This window comes from Ralstonia sp. 1138, assembly GCF_040544795.1.
Lineage (GTDB): Bacteria > Pseudomonadota > Gammaproteobacteria > Burkholderiales > Burkholderiaceae > Ralstonia > Ralstonia flatus.
The window spans coordinates 16897-34344 of record NZ_JBEPKQ010000005.1 but is presented as its reverse complement, the minus strand read 5'-3'; the positions used below and the strand labels follow the sequence as shown (position 1 = coordinate 34344).

Genomic DNA, 17448 nt, shown 5'->3' with positions numbered 1-17448 from the left:
CACTCCTTGGTTTTGGTTTGAACTTCTCAAGTCACAACTTGCGGTTTCTGAGCTGATCAATCCAGACGGTGCCGAGGATGACCACGCCGATGATGATCTGCTGGATAAAACTCGATACGCCGTTCATGTTGAGCCCGTTGCGCAGCACGCCGATCACGAACGCGCCGATGGCCGTGCCCGAGACCGTTCCGACACCGCCCATCAGCGACGTCCCGCCGATCACGGCACTGGCAATCGCATCAAGCTCGTACATCACGCCTTCGTTCGGCTGCGCCGTCACGAGGCGAGACATCAGCACGCAGCCCGTCATCCCGGCCAGCAAGCCGGAGAGCACATACGTGAACAGCTTCACGCCCTGCACGTTCACGCCGGACAGGCGCGCCGCCTCCGCGTTCGAGCCGACTGCGTAGATGTGGCGACCGAGCGAAGTCCGTGACAGCAGCACCGACACGGCGACGAACAGCGCCAGCATGATCACCACCGGGTAAGGAATGCCGGGGAAGACCGTGTCCGGAAAGCCGTCTGCGCCGATGTGCGAGATGCGGAACAGTGCGCCGTTGCCGAGTTCGCCAAATGCGTCGCCCAGGCCCGAGACCGGCCGGGCGCCCGTGATCTGCAGGGCCAGGCCGCGCGCGACCAGCATCATGCCCAGCGTGGCGATGAACGGCGGCAGGCCCATCCGCGTGATGCAGATACCGTTGACCCATCCGCACGCGGCACCGACCGCCACGCCGGCCAGCATGGCCAGCGGCACCGGTACGCCCATCTTCACGAGCAAGGCCGCCACCACGCCCGAGAGCGCCAGCACCGAACCCACAGACAGGTCGATGCCACCGGTGATGATCACGCACGTGGCAGCCACGCCCAGGTAGGCAATCGACGTGACCTGCAGTGCGACGGTCATGAAATTGCCGACCGAAAAGAAGGCCGCGCTGGTGGCGGAAAACGCAATCACGAGCGCCACAAGGCTGCCGAGCGCTGCAAACTTCTGGATCAAGTCGCGGTGGTGTTGCTTGCGCTGCGTCTTCACGGGCTGCGGCTGATCTGATGTCATTTCAAGCATGGGTTCGTCCTGATGCGTAATGCAGAATTTCTTCCTGGTTGGTCTTCCGTGTGTCCAGGACTGCGGTGATGCGGCCTTCATGAAAGACGGCAATTCGATCCGTCATGCCCAGCAGTTCGGGCAACTCCGAGCTGATCAGCACGACACCGACACCGTCCGCGGCTAGTTGGTCCATCAATCCATAGATCGCGTACTTGGCGCCTACATCGATGCCCCGCGTCGGTTCATCGAAAAACAGGATGCGCGAACCGCGATACAGCCACTTGCCGATCACGATCTTCTGTTGATTGCCGCCCGAGAGATTGCGCACGGTCTGGCCGACCGACGGCGTGCGGATGTTCAGTTCACGCACGTAGCGTTGCGCCACGGCGGTCTCTTCGGAAAAACGCAGGAAGCCGTGCGAAGAAATCGCCCGCACATTGGCCAGGGTGATGTTGACGGCCACCGGCATCGAGAGCGCGAGGCCGTCCTTTTTTCTGTCTTCCGACAGGTAGGCAATGCCCTGCCGGATCGCCTCGCGCGGCGAACGGATCGTGACCGGCTGATCGCCCATATGGCCCAGCATGATCGAGCCGGAATCGAGCCGCTCCGCACCGAAAATGGCACGCGCCACCTCCGTGCGGCCCGCGCCCATCAGGCCGGCAAAGCCAAGAATCTCGCCCTTGCGCAGCTCGAACGACACCGGGCCGAAGACGCCTGCGCGGCTCAGTGCATTGACGCGCAGCAAGACCTCGTCGGTCGGCACCGATGTGCGCGCGGGAAACACATCGTCGAGCGAGCGGCCGACCATCCGCGCAACGATCTCGTTGACGCTGGTGGAAGCAAAATCGCTGGTGGCGATGTGGCGGCCGTCACGCAGCACCGTCACGCGATCCACGATTTCGGCCATCTCATCCAGCCGGTGCGAGATGTACAGAATCGCCACGCCGTCGGCGCGCAGCTCCTTGATGATGCGAAACAGCTGAACGGTTTCGGATTCGGTGAGCGAAGACGTCGGCTCATCCATGATGAGCACGCGCGCGTTGAGCGAGAGCGCCTTGGCGATCTCCACCATCTGTTGCTGCGCGATCGACAACGCGCCGACCAGCGTGGTCGGCTCGACGGCCAGACCGATCCGCTGCAGATAGCTGCGTGCGTTCGTGTTGAGCTTGCGGTAATCGATGAAGGGCCCGCGCTTGGGCTCGCGCGCCAGGAAGATGTTCTCCGCCACCGAAAGATGCGGCACGAGATTCAGTTCCTGATGGATGATCGCAATGCCGGCCGCCTGCGCCTCGGAAGTCGAGGTGAAGCGCACTGCCTCGCCCCGGTAAGTGATGGCACCATCGTCCGCCGTGTACTGGCCGCTGATGATCTTCATCAGGGTGGATTTGCCGGCGCCGTTTTCGCCGCAGACGGCATGGACTTCGCCCACGCGCAGATCCAGATCCACGCCATCCAGCGCAACGACGCCGGGAAAGCGCTTGCCGATGCGCTGCAAACGCAGAACCTCTTGCGGCATCGACGCTCTGGAGCTGCTTACGTGCGCGGGCACGGCGTCAGCACTGCTCATCGTGGTCTCCGTTGTGTTGCGCGGCTCTGATCTTCCGCTCGCCGCACTGGTAAGTCCAGTTTGGAACGTTTCGATCGGGCCAAGCATTTTTTGGTCAAGCCAATATCACTTATAACGTACCTGCCTGACCACTAGTGCAAACCCTGAACTGCTGCCGACACCAGTGTAGACAACGGCTCGCGGTGCGCATGCTAGACTCGAAACACACCCGAACGCAGTCACGTCAGCGCGCAAAACCACACCACAATGAAGCAGACAGAGCCAAAGCGGCTTTACCAATCCGTAGCCGCGCAGATCCTCGCGCTGATCCAGCAAGAAAAGCTCGGCCCCGGCACACGCCTGCCGCCTGAGCGCGAACTGGCGCAGACCTTGGGCGTGTCGCGACCGTCGTTGCGCGAGGCGCTGATCGCGCTGGAGATCGGCGGCCAGGTGGAAATCCGCATGGGTTCCGGCGTGTATGTGCAGGATGCAAGCGCGGTCAGCGAAAGCGCGGCCATTCCGTCGCTGGGCGAAAGCCCTTCTGAGCTGATGCAGGCCCGTGCCGTGCTCGAAGGCGATGTCATCACGCTTGCCACTGGGCGCCTGACGGCCGCCACGCTCGACAAGCTCCAGCGCACCATCGACCGCATGAAGAAACTCGCATCGAGCGGAAAGTCGCCCACCGATGCCGACCGGCAGTTCCACATGTTGATTGCCGAGACGGCCGGCAATTCGGTCCTGAGCCGCTTCGTGGCGGAGCTGTTCGACAGCCGCCATGACCCGCTCGCCATGGCGATCCGCGACCACGCGGAGGGCGAATCCAGCTGGCATGCGGCCGTGCATGAGCACGAAGAGATTCTCAAGGCGCTGCAGGCCGGTGACCCCATCGCGGCGCAAACCGCCATGCGGGCGCACTTGCGGGCGTCGGAAGAACGCTGGATCGCGGGCGCCATTCAGCAAGACGCTCCGCAGTAAGCGTCTCTCCCCGAGCGTAGCCCGCCTGTGGCTGCGCCACCCTGCTTGGGCGCACCTACGCCACTCGGCCGCCTCTCAAAGCGGTCTGACCAAATATCTGGCCGCCGCGCCTTGACCCCTTGAAAACAAGGGATTTCCGGCATCAGGGTTTCCCCCCTTCCAGGAATTTCACGCGAGATGTTAAATTGGCCTGACCAATAGGTGAGGCCTGTTTGGCATGACCAGTTGTGGGAGACGCGCACCATTTCCCTCAACTTGGCGCAGTACGCGCACGCAATCGGCCCTCACCTCATCCCACCCAAGGAGACCGGAAGGTGACCCATCGTTTGCCATTGCCACGCGCCCATACACCACCTATTCGATGCCTCCGCCGGGAGGACACTGGCGGCGCGCCCTCGGCGGGAGCCGCATCATGCTGACCGTCGTTTGCGAAACGCCGGGCACGCTGCGCGCACTGGACCGGCCCGTCCCGAGCCCCACCGAAGGCGAAGTGCTGCTGCGCGTCAAACGCGTGGGCGTGTGCGGTACCGACCTGCACATCTTCACCGGCAATCAGCCTTACCTGAACTATCCGCGCGTGATGGGGCATGAGCTGTCGGGCATCGTCGAACAGGCGCCCGCCGGCAGCGCGCTGAGCAAGGGCGACGTGGTGTACGTGATGCCCTACCTGTCCTGCGGCCATTGCGTTGCGTGCCGCCAGGGCCGGACAAATTGCTGCGTCAATATCCAGGTGCTGGGCGTGCATCGCGACGGGGCCTTCACGGAATATCTGAGCGTGCCGCAAGCCTTCGTGCACAAGGCAGACGGCGTCAGCCTCGACCAGGCCGCGATGGTGGAATTTCTGGCCATTGGCGCGCACGCCGTGCGTCGGGCGCACGTGCACGCCGGGCAGCGCGTGCTGGTGGTCGGCGCCGGACCGATCGGCATGGCCGCCATGATCTTTGCCAAGCTGCGCGGCGCGACGGTCACGGGGCTGGATTCGCGCGCGGATCGCCTCGCCTTTGCGACGCAGCAACTCGGCGTGGATGCCTGCGTTGCGCTGGGCGATACCGACGAAGCGCAACTCGCCACGCTTACGGACAACGAGTTCTATGACGTCGTGTTCGATGCCACCGGCAATCCGAAGGCCATGGAGCGCGGCCTGCGCTTTGTGGCGCATGCCGGCACGTATGTGTTGATCTCGGTGGTGGCGGCCAACCTCTCGTTCTCCGATCCGGAATTCCACAAACGCGAGACCACGCTGCTCGCCAGTCGCAACGCCACCACGGAAGATTTCGAAACCGTGCTCGACGCCATGCGCGCGGGCAAGATTCCCGCCGCGCTCAATACGCACCGCATGGCGCTGGCGGATGTGCCCGAGCACTTCAAGACGCTGCTCGATCCCGCCGCCGGCGTGGTGAAAGCCATCGTGGAGTGCTGAGCCCATGACGGCGCCGATCCTCCAGTTCGGCACGAGCCGCTTCCTGCAGGCGCACGTCGACTTGTTCGTGTCGGAGGCGCTCGATGCGGGACAAGCGCTGGGCGGCATCACGGTCGTACAGACGACCGCCAACCCGGCCAGTGCCGCGCGTGTGGCGGCGCTTGCCGGCGGCGCGGGTTACCCGGTGCGCATTCGCGGCTTGCGAGACGGCGCCCCCGTTGACCAGACTGTCACCTGCCACGCCGTGCAGCGCGCCCTGCAAGCCGACGCCGATTGGGAGCAACTGCGCGACCTCATGGCAACAGATGTGCAGGTCGTCGTGTCCAACACCGCCGACCAGGGCTACCAGCTCGACCCGCGCGACGATGCCAGTTTGATACAGCAGCCATCGCGCGTGCCGCGCAGCTTCCCCGCGAAACTGGTGGCGCTGCTGCTCGGCCGCTGGCTGCGACAGCCGCACGCGCCGCTGTCGCTGTTTCCGTGCGAGCTGATCGAGCGCAATGGCGACACGCTCTACGCAACCGTCTGCGCGCTGGCACGGCAATGGGCACTGCCCACCGCGTTCGTCGATTGGCTGCGCACGCATTGTGTGTGGGCCAACTCGCTCGTAGACCGCATCGTCTCCGAGGCATTGCACCCCGTGGGGGCCGTAGCTGAACCGTACGCCCTGTGGGCCATCGAGCGCCGGCCGGGGCTGGTGCTGCCCTGCACGCACCCGGCCATCCTCCTGACGGATGAACTCGATCATCACGAGCGCCTCAAGCTCTTTCTGCTCAACGCGGGCCACACGTTTCTGGCCGAGCGTTGGCGCGAAGATGCGCACCCCGCCGATATGACCGTCGCGCAGGCCATGGAAGACGCGCGCCTGCGGCCGGAGCTGGAAACGCTGTGGCACGACGAGATCGTTCCCGTATTCACTGCCCTGGGCAAGCGCGATGCCGCCGAAGCCTATCTCGTCTTGCTGCGCGAGCGCTTGTTGAACCCCTACCTCGCCCACCGCCTGGCCGACATCGCGCAGAACCACGCGCAGAAGAAGCAGCGGCGCCTGGCGCCCATCGTCGCGCTCGCGCATCAGTTGGGCTTGCACCTCGCCCAGCCGCGCCTGAACGCCGCGCTGGCCCATCCGAATTGAACCTGCAACGCACCATGTCCGACGCTCCCCTCATCCTGCTTGCCCCTGACGACGACGTGGCCGTCGCGCGTGTGGGGCTCGCGCCCGGCGCAGCGCTCAACGCTGCATTGACCACCCGCGATGCCATTCCCGCCGGTCACAAGGTCGCATTGCGCGACATCGCCGTGGGCCAGCCGGTGCACAAGTATGGGCAGGTCATCGGCGTGGCGACGGCACCCATCCGTGCGGGTGAGCACGTGCACGTCCACAACATCGGCATGGCGCACGCGGCTGCCCAGCATGCTGTTGGCCACGCGTACCGCGCCACCGTCCCCGTCGACACGCCCGCCACATTTGAAGGCTACGTGCGCGCGGATGGCCGCGTCGGCACGCGCAATTTCATTGGCGTCATCTCCAGCGTGAACTGCTCGGCCACCGTGTGCCGGCATATCGTGCAAGCGGCCCAGGCAGAGGCAACGGCGTTTCCCAACGTGGATGGCGTGGTCGCCATTACGCACGGTAGCGGCTGCGGCATGGCCGGCAACGGCGAAGGCCTGGAACTGCTGCAGCGCACGCTGCGCGGCTACGCCGATCACCCAAACTTTGCCGGCGTGCTGATCGTTGGTCTCGGTTGCGAAGTCAACCAGGTCGCGCCACTCGTGCAGATGCTGGGCGCGCGCACACCAGGCCTGTTTGCCTCGCTGACGATCCAAGAGGAAGGCGGCACGCGTGAAGCCATTGCGGCCGGCCTGTCCATGCTGCGCGACATGCTGCCGATCGCCAACGAGGCACAACGCAGCACCGTCCCGGCAAGCCATCTCACGGTGGGCCTGCAATGCGGCGGATCGGACGGCTACTCCGGCATCAGCGCCAACCCGGCGCTGGGCGCCGCGGTCGATTTGCTTGTACGGCATGGCGGCACCGCGGTGCTGTCCGAAACGCCCGAGATCTATGGTGCAGAACACCTGTTGACCGCACGCGCTGCCACACCTGCCGTGGCCGATGCGCTGATGAACAGGCTGGCCTGGTGGGAGCAGTACACCCGCACGCTGGGCGCGGACATGAACAACAACCCTTCGCCCGGCAACAAGGCCGGCGGCGTCACGACCATCCTGGAAAAATCCCTCGGCGCGGTCGCCAAGGGCGGCAGCAGCGGGCTGATGGCCGTGTATGAATACGCGCAGCCGGTGCAGACGCACGGCCTCGTCTTCATGGACACGCCGGGCTACGACCCCGTGTCTGCCACGGGCCAGGTCGCAGGCGGCGCCAACCTGATCTGCTTCACAACTGGCCGCGGGTCCACCTATGGCTGCAAGCCGGTGCCCTCCTTGAAGCTTGCGACCAACAGCACGCTCTATCGGCACATGGAACTCGACATGGACTACGACTGCGGCGGCATCGTCGATGGCCGCCTCAGCATCACGCAAGCCGGCGAGGCGCTGTTCCAGCTGATGCTGGCCACTGCCTCCGGCACCCGCTCCAAGAGCGAACTCAATGGTCTGGGCGACAACGAGTTCGTGCCGTGGCAGCTTGGCGCGGTGATGTAAGGCGTGTACGCGGCATGCCTCAGGGCAACGCGGCGCGCAGCATCAACAGCAACCCGGCGCCGATGGCAACCGCGCCAACGCAGCGGGCCATATGCTGTCCCGCAGGTGCCAGGCGCTCCAGCGTAATCGCCGCTGACACAGCCGCCATTGCGCGCAGATCCATCACGCCGATCACCAGCAGGATTGCCGTCAGGCCCGCGCACGACCCGGCGCAGCGCAGGCCGAGGCGCAAGCCAAATCGCCATGCAGCGCGCCCAGGCGCTGGCACTGCGCGGCACCGTGCAAGCTGGCGCGCCTTCCATGCGCTGAACTGCAGAGCGCCCGCCGCAAGAACGACTGCACCGCTCGCAACCGGCGCCCCGCGTGCCAGCACGGGCCATGTCATCTCGAGCTGGGCTAATGCCGCACCCAGCGCAAGGACCATGACGCCGATCAGCGCCCACACCGCGAAGTACCCCACGCCTGCAAACGCCGTCAGCGCATCGACGTTCGGCTCGCCTGCCAGGTGAAGCGCCACGCGATACTGCCGCAGCATCGGCAGCAATGACGGCAGCATCATCGCCGCCATCATCACCGTCCACATGGCAACAAACGCGGCGGCAAAGCTCCACCATGTCTGACCGCACATCGGCATCCAGGCCATCGGCATCTCGCTCATGGCCGGCATGGCGTTGCACCATGCCACCGTCGCCGCCGTGCTGGTGATGAACAGCAATGCCGAGACGGCCAGAAATCCGCGCTCGGACAATGCATGCTCGCGCGGCAGCTCAACGCTGCTGAGCGTATTCGTCATGGCGACGCCACCAGACACCGGTTTCGTTGCGGCCCAGCGGCGCGCGGTCCAGCCACTGGTATGCGCCCCACAAGCCGTCGAGCCCGCGCGCGTAGGTGGAATACGTGTGATACACGACGCCGTCTTCCAGCACGAACGCGCTCATGCCGGGCCGGTCGCGCACGTAGGTGGACGCATCGGTGCCGCACATGCTGGCGAACTGCTGCACGGGTTCGGGCAAGTCGGATGCGTCCATCACGTGGCTGCCGCGCACGTAGTTGTAGTCGGCGCTGCCGGCGCGCTGCTGGTCTTCCGTGATCGAGACGTTGAAGTCGTAGTTGAAATCGCTGCCCACCGACGACGCCCACGGGAAGCTCCAGCCCATCCGCTCCCGGTACTCCAGCAACTTGGCCAACGGCCCGCGCGACACCGCCATCAACGTGACGTCGTGGTTTGCCAGATGCGTGACGAAGCCATCGAAGCCGTCGGCAATCATCGAGCACGATGGGCAGCCCGCCTTGTAGTCAGGCCCGAACATGAAGTGATAGACCAGCAGTTGCGAACGTCCGCCAAACAGATCGGCCAGCGAGGCGTTGCCATTTTCGGTTTCAAAGCGATAGCTTTTGTCGACGCGAACCCACGGCAGTGCCTGCCGGCGGCGCGCGAGTTCGTCGCTGCGGCGCGTGAGTTCCTTCTCGGCCTTGAGCAGTTCAATGCGCTCTGCCAGCCAGGTTGCGCGGGTTGCTGTCGAGTGTGTTGCACTCATGCTTGCCTCCGTTTTTGGGTGAGTGGTCGTGTGCTAGATTAGGCGCCGACCTCAAACGGCGGGAGTGACAAGTGTGGCGGGATTCGAATGGATTCATTGATCACGGCTGCAGCGCGCGCACTCGCCGCCGGTGACCCATTCGGAGCGCTGAACCGCGTCGCCTTGCGTGACGACGCGCCCGCACTCGCACTGCGCGGCATCGCCATGGCGCAGCTCGGTGACCTGGCACGCGCCAAGCTCCTGCTGCGTCGCGCAGCCCGCGCATTCGGCGCACGCGAAGCCGTGGCACGCGCACGCTGCATCGTCGCAGAAGCCGAAGTCGCCCTCGCCTCGCGCGACCTGGGCTGGCCCGCCAAAACCCTCGACACCGCATGCGCCACGCTCGAGGCGCACGGCGATCACGTCAACGCCGCACATGCGCGGTATCTCGGCATCCGGCGCCTGCTGCTGATCGGCCGCCTGGATGACGCCGAGGCCGCGCTCGCCGCGCTAAGCCCGGCACGTCTCCCTCCGGTCTTGCGGGCGGCGCATGCGCTCGTCGTCGCCGGCATTGCCATCCGACGTTTGCAGACCGCCGCCGCACGCGCAGCCTTGAACGACGCCGATATCGCGGCGCGTCAGGCCGGCATCCCGACGCTCACGGCCGAAGTGGAACGTGCCGCCCAGGCCTTGAGCGCACCGGCTGCGCGCCTCATCTCGCGCGGCGAAGAGCGTGTCCTGCGTCTTGATGATGTCGAAGCCCTCTTTGCGTCGAACGCGCTCGTGGTGGACGCATGCCGGCTCGCCATCCGGCAGACCGATGCGGTCGTTCCACTTGCCACACGGCCCATGCTCTTCACGCTGGCGCGGGCATTGGCTGAGGCATGGCCAGAAGACGTGCCCCGAGACGCCCTCATCGCGCGCGCATTCCGCACCCGGCATCCCGACGACTCGCACCGCGTGCGCCTGCGTGTGGAGATTGGCCGTTTGCGCACGGCGCTTGGTGCGTTGGGCACGGTCAAGGCGACCAAGCAGGGATTCGCACTGCAACCCGATGCTGCGCAAGACGTGGTCGTGCTCGCGCAGCCCGTCGACGAGCAATACGCCGCCGTGCTGGCGTGCTTGGCCGATGGGGAATCGTGGTCCAGCTCCGCGTTGGCGTTGGCGCTCGGGGCCAGCCAGCGCACGGTACAGCGCGCGCTCGACGCATTGGCCGCCGCCGGCAAGGTGCAGTTCTTCGGACGCGGGCGCGCGCGCCGTTGGGTGACGCCGCCGGTACCCGGATTCGCGACCACCTTGTTACTCCCTGCGCCGCTGCCAAGTGACTAGGATGAAGACTCCACAACCGAATCCAGCGAGCCCAACATGAAACGATCCACCGCCGAAGTCGTGCGCGAATACGGCCCCTTCCCCGGCGCCGAAAACGTAGGCGGCGTGACCTACGACGGTCAGCACGTCTGGTTTGCTGCCGGCGGCCAGTTGAAGGAACTCGACCCCGACAGCGGCAAGGCACTGCGCTCGATCGATGTGCCCGCCCATGCCGGTACCGCGTTCGACGGGCGCCACCTGTTCCAGATCGCCGAAGACCGCATCCAGAAGATCGACCCGCAAACGGGCACCGTGCTCGCCACGATTCCGGCGCCCGGTGCGGGCGGAGACTCAGGGCTCGCCTGGGCCGAAGGCACGCTGTGGGTCGGGCATTACCGCGAGCGCAAGATCCGCCAGATCGATCCGGACACCGGCAAGGTGCTGCGCACCATCGAATCCAACCGCTTCGTGACCGGCGTCACCTGGGTCGACGGAGAACTCTGGCACGCGACGTGGGAAGGCGATACGAGCGAGCTGCGCCACATCGATCCGCAAACCGGTGAAGTGCTGGAGCAGCTTGATATGCCGGCCGGAATCACTGTGTCGGGGCTGGAATCGAACGGTGCCGATCAGTTCTTTTGCGGCGGGGGCACCACGGGGAAGATTCGCGCGGTACGGCGGCCCCGCAAGCAGGCGGCATAGGCGAGCCGTGGCGCGTGCCTTTAGCCGAAAAAAAACCCCGCGATGCGGGGTTTTTTCTTGGCAGATGAACGACCGATCAGATCGCTTCGATCTTCGTGGCAGCCGGGCCCTTCTGGCCAACACCTGCAACGTAGCGAACCTTCTGGCCCTCTTGGAGGGACTTGAACCCGCTGCCCTGAACTTCAGAGAAGTGAGCGAAGAGATCGTTGCCGCCTGCGTCCGGGGTGATGAAGCCGAAGCCCTTGGAGTCGTTGAACCACTTTACTGTGCCGGTTTCCATGTTGGATATCCTAAAAAGTTCTGTATGAGCCTGTGCTCACCAGGCACGACAATCAAGGAAGAAACATGGAGCAAAGGAAGTACCGCGTGGCGTGACGACCCAGAACATCGGAGTAACTGCTTGAAGATCCTGCGGGGATTGGTTCTACAGGTGTTCTGTGGATGTGTCAATAAATATTGCATAACGCGCCCCTTTCGACCCCGCTGGCGCAGACACTGGACAGAAAAAAGCCCGCGTCATGCGGGCTTCTTTCCACCTGGGAGAAAACCTCACTCCCACTCAATCGTCATTTAGAGTGAAAAACCGTTTATATACAGTCGTTTACACAAAGACGAACGCATGATGCCATGAAAAATACCATGTTCAAAAAAATCCCATGCCGCTCGAGACCTACAACAACTCGGGGCGAGTGCATGGTTGATGCCACGCATCTGGATCGAGGGCCTGTGCGCCTCGCTGTCCACTCTTACGCCCCCATTGGCGACACCAGCCGTGCCGCCTTCATCTGCTCGATGACAGCACGCGGCTGGCACAAGGTATCGCCCTTGGCGGGGGACCTAATATCAAGCTTGACACGCAACAGAAGGATGATCTCGTGATGAACCGACCCGCCGAGATCTCAATGTATCGCACACTCCCGCAGGTAACTGACGACATCCCAAGTCTTCAAATTGGTAGCGCAGCCTTCGAGATTCAATGCGATGTAAGCCCACAGCGCATCGAGAAAGCCTGCGCAGTAGCTTTCAGACTGATCGAGCAAACGCGCGCGCAACTGCTCGCGCAAAATGGCTGGGGTAACAGCCCTGGCGGCGCATGCACACAGTTGCCGTTCTATGACATACAGAAATACGCGTGCGGCAAGAGCGCCGGCAACGTAGTCGCTGTCATCAACGGTAGCCGACCCGCATCGCGGCAAGGGGTGAAGTGGGGAGAAGACGGACGGCCGACGTGGCCGAGACTTGGAGTACTGCATGACAAGCTCCCAGGACTAGGATTGATGGCAATAGTCCCCCCTCAGTCGCCGAAGGCGCCTGTTACCACGATGGCTCGATCGCACGTGATCCAGACACCATCGTCGATGCTCATGCGAATTGTTATGTTGTCAGCCGTTGCTGCAGCACCACCACTAATGCCACAACTTCTCCGCCAAGGGCCGAGTAAACGGTCCCAAAAGGGGGAAGATTCACGCCCTACAATACACAATTTGTTTAATTAACTCAACGTATTGTGTTTTTTTCGTCTCTTCCTCACTTTTTGTGTACGCTCGCCCGCATGAAAGAGATCATCGGGCAACGCATTCGAGAGGCACGCGAAAACCAACGACTTACATTGCGGGAAGTCGCGATCAGGCTCGGGCTGGAAAGCAAGAGCGGTGTCTCTCGCCTATCAAACTATGAGAACGGTATTCGTGAACCCGACGCGGCAACGATGATTCGCTTGGCCGATGTGCTTCAAGCGGATCCTGCCGAACTGATGTTTGGTTCGCATACCGATACGACACAGAAACTTGCAGCCGGAACTCGACATCTTGTGAGCGCGCTGACCCGAGCCGATCTACATGGGGATATCGATCACGACGCCATTGCGGCATTGTCTGCGGTACTCGCCGTGTATCTGCGCTTGAAGCAAGGCAACCGTGATAGTGAAACACTGCGCGATCCGAGCGACACGTGATACTTGACCAAGGTACATAGGCCAGCTCCTCCATTTTCGCCAGCGCAATTTTTTTTCGAATGCAGGAAAGGCCCGTAGGGCCAATTTGCACGGTCACGATCCCAATCTTCTGCCCGCGCTATCCTGGAAGCCCCGTATCCTCCACGTCGCCTCATGTAATCCGCGACCAAGGTCGCACCAAGCTTGTCGGCGTCGAGCGCACGCCAGGCGCGATGCGTACCAATCAACGCGTGATTGGCACCCTCCGCTGGGAAGCCGGTCCCTCTAAGACCCTGCTCGCTACGCTGACCACAGATGAACGCACCACACTCGATCGCTGGCTAACCGCGCGCCATCAACTGCACCATCGCCAAGCGCTGGACCAAGCATTGCCTTGCTTGGCCGAACTAACCGCTGCCATCGACGCCGCCGCCGAACAGCATTTGCGACCGATGCCCGCGCCAACTGGCACGAACTCAATATCGTCGCTGGCATCCTCAAGCGCGTCGGCTAGCAAGGCCCACGTGTCAGCCTGCCTCTCCCGCCACGCTCCCTCACAAGGCGACTTACTCGCCTAACCCGCTTCGCGCTCTGCAGACTCCGTCTCATCCGTCGCGTCCACATCCTGGAATGCCGCAGCTACGTCCCCGCGCTTGCGAAGTGGCTATTGCTCGCTCAACATGGTGCGCAGCGCGAGCACCGTTTGCGTGGTCAAGGCGCGAATCTGCGACAGCCAGCTGTCATCGTCCGGCCAGCGTCCGACGACTACCGGTTCGTAGGTGCGCCGAACCAGACTGTGTAAAGCCGTCCCGCCAAGGTTGCCGCTGATACCCAACAAGGAATGCATGGCCGGTTCCACGAGTCTCAAGTCACGCGCAATCAAGCCTTGTTCGAGCCGTTCGAGCAGCGGGTCGATGAGCTGCTTTGGCCAGCGCGCTTGAAAAATTAAAGGAATGCAAACAAGCGCCGCGCTCAGTCGGAGAAGCAGATTGTCGTACGGCTGCGGCAGGACATAGGTCAGACCACGTAGTAGATGGGGTGACACAGGAGGCCCAGTATGCCTCCCCATCGAATTACAAGCCGACTTCGTTCCAGCATGTCCCGCATGCTTTCGCGCGGCATCTGCATCTGGCCCCCAATGACGTTATTACAGCGCGATCAACTCGGATTGCATATCGTGTTGAACATCCAACTCGATAGGCGAACCATTCTTCCCATGAAGCGGTCCGACCGAGAATCGATGCGGCGCTGCTCATTGCCCAACGTCACCAGCATGTCCAGCACGCGGCTGGTGGTGACGTTGCGCGTCTTGCGCCCGAGCGCGCACGCACGCAGGTAGCCCGACATGGTGAGTCCGCAGTCGCGGGCACGTTCTGCGATGGCGTTGTGCTCGACATCATCCATGCGCACGCCGACCACATGTGCGCGTTGTCGCTTCTCGGTTCCACTGGACATCGTCGACTTCATACAGGTGTTGCACCGGATGCGATTGAAAATCGTGACCACGGTGCGTGTGGGGTGTTTAACGGCGCGCGGTGCGCGCCACGGTTGGGGTCTCGGGGCGAAAGCCCTGACCGCATAACGAGCGATCAGCGAGTGACGGCGGGGCGGTGGGCAATCGGGCGCTTGTCGCGCGGTTGCACAACCCTCACCCTGCCCTCGTCCGTTGTGCTCGTTGCCGCAAGCCTCAAACGCAGCAAAACGCACTTCGAGCAGTCGCACAAAGAATTCGCCGCACCTGCTTCGCGACGACCGCGCGTTACCCGACCAGAATAACCACGATCGGCGCACCCGCGCTCGCACCAATGCAGTGTGGTCGCAGACCTGTCGCCTGAAAATCACGAATTGGTAAGCAGACATTTCGGGCTTGTTCGACCACGAGCAACCGCGAATAAATCGGTGCGCATTCGTAACGAAATCGGCTCGCTCCCGTCACACTTTCGAACTGGTACTCCCTGCGCCCACGGTCTACCTTCACGCCATGTTCGATCCGACAGGAAATCGACATGGCAACGAAACGGCAACAGCCGACCCGCGAACAGTGGGCACAACTGGATGTGGCCTTGAACGACCTGCGCGACAAGCCGCCAGCGAACGTAGCACCACCGCTGGCACAGGCAATCGCCAAGCGTGCCGATGCCATTCGCACAGTGCTCGCATCGGGTTGGCGCGTGCGCGACCTGGCGGCGTTCTTCAAGCAGGCGGCGGGCATCGACGTATCGGCAACGACCATTCAAACGGCTCTGCGGCAAGCCCCGATTGCAACCGAAACCGCGACGGACCGAACGCGTGCCAAACGCCCACGCAAGCGGCGCACGTCGGAAAACGCGAGCGCGCCGCAACCGGAGCACGGTCTGCAACGCACTGAAACAGTCGTTGTGCAGAGCCCGCTCGGGCAGCAAGGCGCAAAAACACAAACACAGCACGGCAATGATCAGCAATCCACCATCCTGGGCGAAAACCTGACCCAGGGCGCACGCAAGCGGGGACAACGATGAAACGGTTTGTGATGGTGTTGGGCGACAAGGGCGGCACGGGCAAGAGTTTGATGACCCGCGCGATCGCGGATCGCGTCCGGCTCGATGACCTCGACGCACTTTTGATCGATGGCGATGGAGAAATCGGCGGCCTGTACCAGTATTACGCCAAGCTGGATGACCAAGGCGAACCGGCGACCATCAGGCCGATGGCGGCGTGGTGCCGGTGCGCTTCACGGGCTCGGACAAGGAGCGCGACCAGTTGCTTGCGGTGGTGGACGAAGGCCGGCCGCTGGTGCAGGCCGACCTGCCGGCGGCCTCGATCACGCAACTGAAATCGTTCGATCACGACACGGGATGCTTCCAGAAACTGGCACGCGCCGGGTATCGCGCAACGTTGCTCAACACCTTGTCGCCCTATTCGAGCAGCACCCGCACCGTGCGCGACATGATTGAACTCGCCGGCAAGCAAGCCGATTACGTGGTGGCGATCAATCAGTGGTTCGGCGACCGCGATGATTTCTTCATGTGGTACGGCAACGAGCACAACCCGCCGAGCGCAGGGCACACCATGCTGCGGCAGTACGGTGGTGTGGAAATTGCGCTGCCCAAACTGCAAGCGGGCGTGCTCGTCGCGATCGATGACCTGATGCTGACGTTTTCCGATGCGTGCGAGGACAAACGGCTGACCACGCCCCAACGCTCGCGGCTGTTCCGCTGGATGCGTGCGGTCGACGCTGAGCTTGATGGTGTCGCGCCGCTGCTAGGCCTGAAGAAAAATGGAGAGGCCCAATGAGCAAGCAAGCCTTTGACCAACTACTCGCGCAATTGGAGCCGCAGGCGCGCGAAAACATCTATGCGATGGCAGCGGCGTACGGGTTGAGTTTTGACGATCCCGCATGGGTGCTATTTGCAGTGACGCGTGCCACGCTCGAAGAGCTCAAGGCCCAGATCGACCTGAGCGCCGAAGCGATCGAGGAAGCGGCCGACAACGCGCTGCGCAAGGTGGGTGCGGACGTACAGGGGGTGAGCGAGCAAGCCCGCGCCGTCATTGCCGCACAGGCGAAATGGCTGCAAACAAGCCATCAGGCGCTGCGCGCCGCAGAAAAGAACGCGCTGGCGCGGTTTGAAGCTGCATTGGCTGAACACGCCGCTGCCCCTCTTCAGACACTGACCGAACGTGCATCGGATGGGATTACTGAAAACGTGTCGCAGCGCTTGATCGGCCAAGAAGGATTGCTTGCACAGAGCGCCGTCGAACATGCCAAGACCCTGGAGCAGTCGCGGCAGCGCTTCTCCCAGTCCATCGATGCGGCGGTTGACAAGGTCGACGCGGCGGGCCAACTGGCCGTCGGCACGACCAGGACAGCGGTGTTTCGCACCGTGTGGCTGGCGGCAGTCGCCGCAGTGTTGAGCGCCACGGTGGCGATCAGCGTGATGTTGTTTGAGAGCACTCGCGAGGCGGACGCCAGCGCCGACCTGATCCGTGCGTACGCGGCGCAGCGTGACGATCTGCTCAAGCAGGTCGAAGGCGCAAAACAGTTGCTGGCCTCGCAACGCACGGGCTACCTGTCGCTGCGCTACTACGGAAGCGATTTGTACCTGCTGGCGCCGCGCGGTGTAAGCGGGCCCGGCCGCTCCGGCAATAGCGGGTTGCTCAATTGGCTCATGCCTGGCGGCACGCCCCGTGCGTGCGTGTCGGCCAATGAAGGCGGCGCAAGCCCGACGGGCACTTCTAGAAACCTCAGCCAAGCGAGGCGCGATCTGGCACGCTGCCGAGCTCGGCGTTGCAGAGCTCGGCCAGGACTCTTATCCGAACATCGACGAGTTCAGATTTTTTTGCACGGCCGGACGACGTGAGCATACA

At 63.4% G+C, this 17448-nt stretch carries 17 protein-coding genes and 1 pseudogene; 10 read left to right on the top strand and 8 right to left on the bottom strand.

Annotated features, from left to right (window positions below; all coding sequences use genetic code 11):
- Positions 1–31 precede the first annotated feature (31 nt).
- Positions 32–1063, bottom strand: a complete 1032-nt coding sequence (locus ABIC76_RS20745; RefSeq protein WP_102067148.1) for an ABC transporter permease — start codon at positions 1061–1063, stop codon at positions 32–34.
- Entirely contained in the window at positions 1056–2561 is a 1506-nt protein-coding gene (locus tag ABIC76_RS20740) for a sugar ABC transporter ATP-binding protein (protein ID WP_502947888.1), read from the bottom strand. The genes ABIC76_RS20745 and ABIC76_RS20740 overlap by 8 nt, the downstream gene beginning before the upstream one ends.
- 297 nt (positions 2562–2858) lie before the next feature.
- Between ABIC76_RS20740 and ABIC76_RS20735 the strand changes: the two genes are divergently transcribed.
- The 4 genes from ABIC76_RS20735 (at position 2859) to ABIC76_RS20720 (ending at position 7644) form a co-directional block, all read left to right on the top strand.
- On the top strand, positions 2859–3566 hold the full coding sequence (locus ABIC76_RS20735) for a FadR/GntR family transcriptional regulator (RefSeq protein WP_027677440.1): 708 nt from the start codon (positions 2859–2861) through the stop codon (positions 3564–3566).
- A gap of 412 nt (positions 3567–3978) precedes the next feature.
- The gene (locus tag ABIC76_RS20730; protein WP_354535102.1) at positions 3979–4986 is read left to right on the top strand and encodes a zinc-binding alcohol dehydrogenase family protein; all 1008 of its coding nucleotides are present in this window, start codon (positions 3979–3981) and stop codon (positions 4984–4986) included.
- A gap of 4 nt (positions 4987–4990) precedes the next feature.
- Positions 4991–6118 carry a mannitol dehydrogenase family protein gene (locus ABIC76_RS20725; RefSeq protein WP_354535101.1) on the top strand — a complete coding sequence of 376 codons (1128 nt, stop codon included), beginning with the start codon at positions 4991–4993 and terminating at the stop codon, positions 6116–6118.
- Between the two features lie 14 nt (positions 6119–6132).
- A complete protein-coding gene (locus tag ABIC76_RS20720; RefSeq protein WP_354535100.1) occupies positions 6133–7644 on the top strand; it encodes a UxaA family hydrolase in 1512 nt (503 codons plus the stop codon).
- A 19-nt stretch (positions 7645–7663) separates the two neighbouring features.
- Here the strand turns inward: ABIC76_RS20720 and ABIC76_RS20715 are convergent, their stop codons facing one another.
- Together ABIC76_RS20715 and ABIC76_RS20710 are read right to left on the bottom strand one after the other, a co-directional pair.
- Positions 7664–8437, bottom strand: coding sequence for a DUF2182 domain-containing protein (locus ABIC76_RS20715; RefSeq protein ID WP_354535099.1), 774 nt, complete (start codon positions 8435–8437; stop codon positions 7664–7666).
- Positions 8412–9182, bottom strand: coding sequence for a DUF899 domain-containing protein (locus tag ABIC76_RS20710; RefSeq protein WP_354535098.1), 771 nt, complete (start codon positions 9180–9182; stop codon positions 8412–8414). Before ABIC76_RS20710 ends, ABIC76_RS20715 begins: the two co-directional genes overlap by 26 nt.
- A gap of 87 nt (positions 9183–9269) precedes the next feature.
- Between ABIC76_RS20710 and ABIC76_RS20705 the strand changes: the two genes are divergently transcribed.
- Both ABIC76_RS20705 and ABIC76_RS20700 read left to right on the top strand, forming a co-directional pair.
- Positions 9270–10490 carry a winged helix-turn-helix domain-containing protein gene (locus tag ABIC76_RS20705; RefSeq protein ID WP_354535097.1) on the top strand — a complete coding sequence of 407 codons (1221 nt, stop codon included), beginning with the start codon at positions 9270–9272 and terminating at the stop codon, positions 10488–10490.
- Positions 10491–10526: 36 nt separating this feature from the next.
- Complete coding sequence (locus ABIC76_RS20700) at positions 10527–11171, top strand: Vgb family protein (RefSeq protein WP_102067140.1); 645 nt, start codon at positions 10527–10529, stop codon at positions 11169–11171.
- Between the two features lie 76 nt (positions 11172–11247).
- On the opposite strand, the gene ABIC76_RS20695 is transcribed toward ABIC76_RS20700, so the two are convergent.
- The gene (locus ABIC76_RS20695) at positions 11248–11451 is read right to left on the bottom strand and encodes a cold-shock protein (RefSeq protein ID WP_027677448.1); all 204 of its coding nucleotides are present in this window, start codon (positions 11449–11451) and stop codon (positions 11248–11250) included.
- A gap of 619 nt (positions 11452–12070) precedes the next feature.
- A complete protein-coding gene (locus tag ABIC76_RS20690) occupies positions 12071–12424 on the bottom strand; it encodes a hypothetical protein (protein ID WP_354535096.1) in 354 nt (117 codons plus the stop codon).
- Between the two features lie 299 nt (positions 12425–12723).
- Here ABIC76_RS20690 and ABIC76_RS20685 point away from each other — a divergent pair, with 299 nt between their 5' ends.
- Entirely contained in the window at positions 12724–13125 is a 402-nt protein-coding gene (locus ABIC76_RS20685; protein WP_354535095.1) for a helix-turn-helix domain-containing protein, read from the top strand.
- 880 nt (positions 13126–14005) lie between these two features.
- Here the strand turns inward: ABIC76_RS20685 and ABIC76_RS20680 are convergent.
- Together ABIC76_RS20680 and ABIC76_RS20675 are read right to left on the bottom strand one after the other, a co-directional pair.
- Positions 14006–14232, bottom strand: a pseudogene (locus ABIC76_RS20680) (hypothetical protein); the annotation flags it as partial.
- A 30-nt stretch (positions 14233–14262) separates the two neighbouring features.
- Entirely contained in the window at positions 14263–14559 is a 297-nt protein-coding gene (locus tag ABIC76_RS20675; RefSeq protein ID WP_354535094.1) for a plasmid mobilization protein, read from the bottom strand.
- Positions 14560–15110: 551 nt separating this feature from the next.
- On the opposite strand from ABIC76_RS20675, the gene ABIC76_RS20670 reads away from it, so the two are divergent.
- The 3 genes from ABIC76_RS20670 (at position 15111) to ABIC76_RS20660 (ending at position 17441) form a co-directional block, all read left to right on the top strand.
- Positions 15111–15602, top strand: a complete 492-nt coding sequence (locus ABIC76_RS20670) for a hypothetical protein (protein WP_354535093.1) — start codon at positions 15111–15113, stop codon at positions 15600–15602.
- Between the two features lie 199 nt (positions 15603–15801).
- Positions 15802–16377: a cobalamin biosynthesis protein CobQ gene (locus ABIC76_RS20665; RefSeq protein ID WP_354535091.1), complete on the top strand. Its 576-nt coding sequence runs from the start codon at positions 15802–15804 to the stop codon at positions 16375–16377.
- The gene (locus tag ABIC76_RS20660) at positions 16374–17441 is read left to right on the top strand and encodes a hypothetical protein (RefSeq protein ID WP_354535089.1); all 1068 of its coding nucleotides are present in this window, start codon (positions 16374–16376) and stop codon (positions 17439–17441) included. Before ABIC76_RS20665 ends, ABIC76_RS20660 begins: the two co-directional genes overlap by 4 nt.
- The last annotated feature ends 7 nt before the right edge of the window (positions 17442–17448 follow it).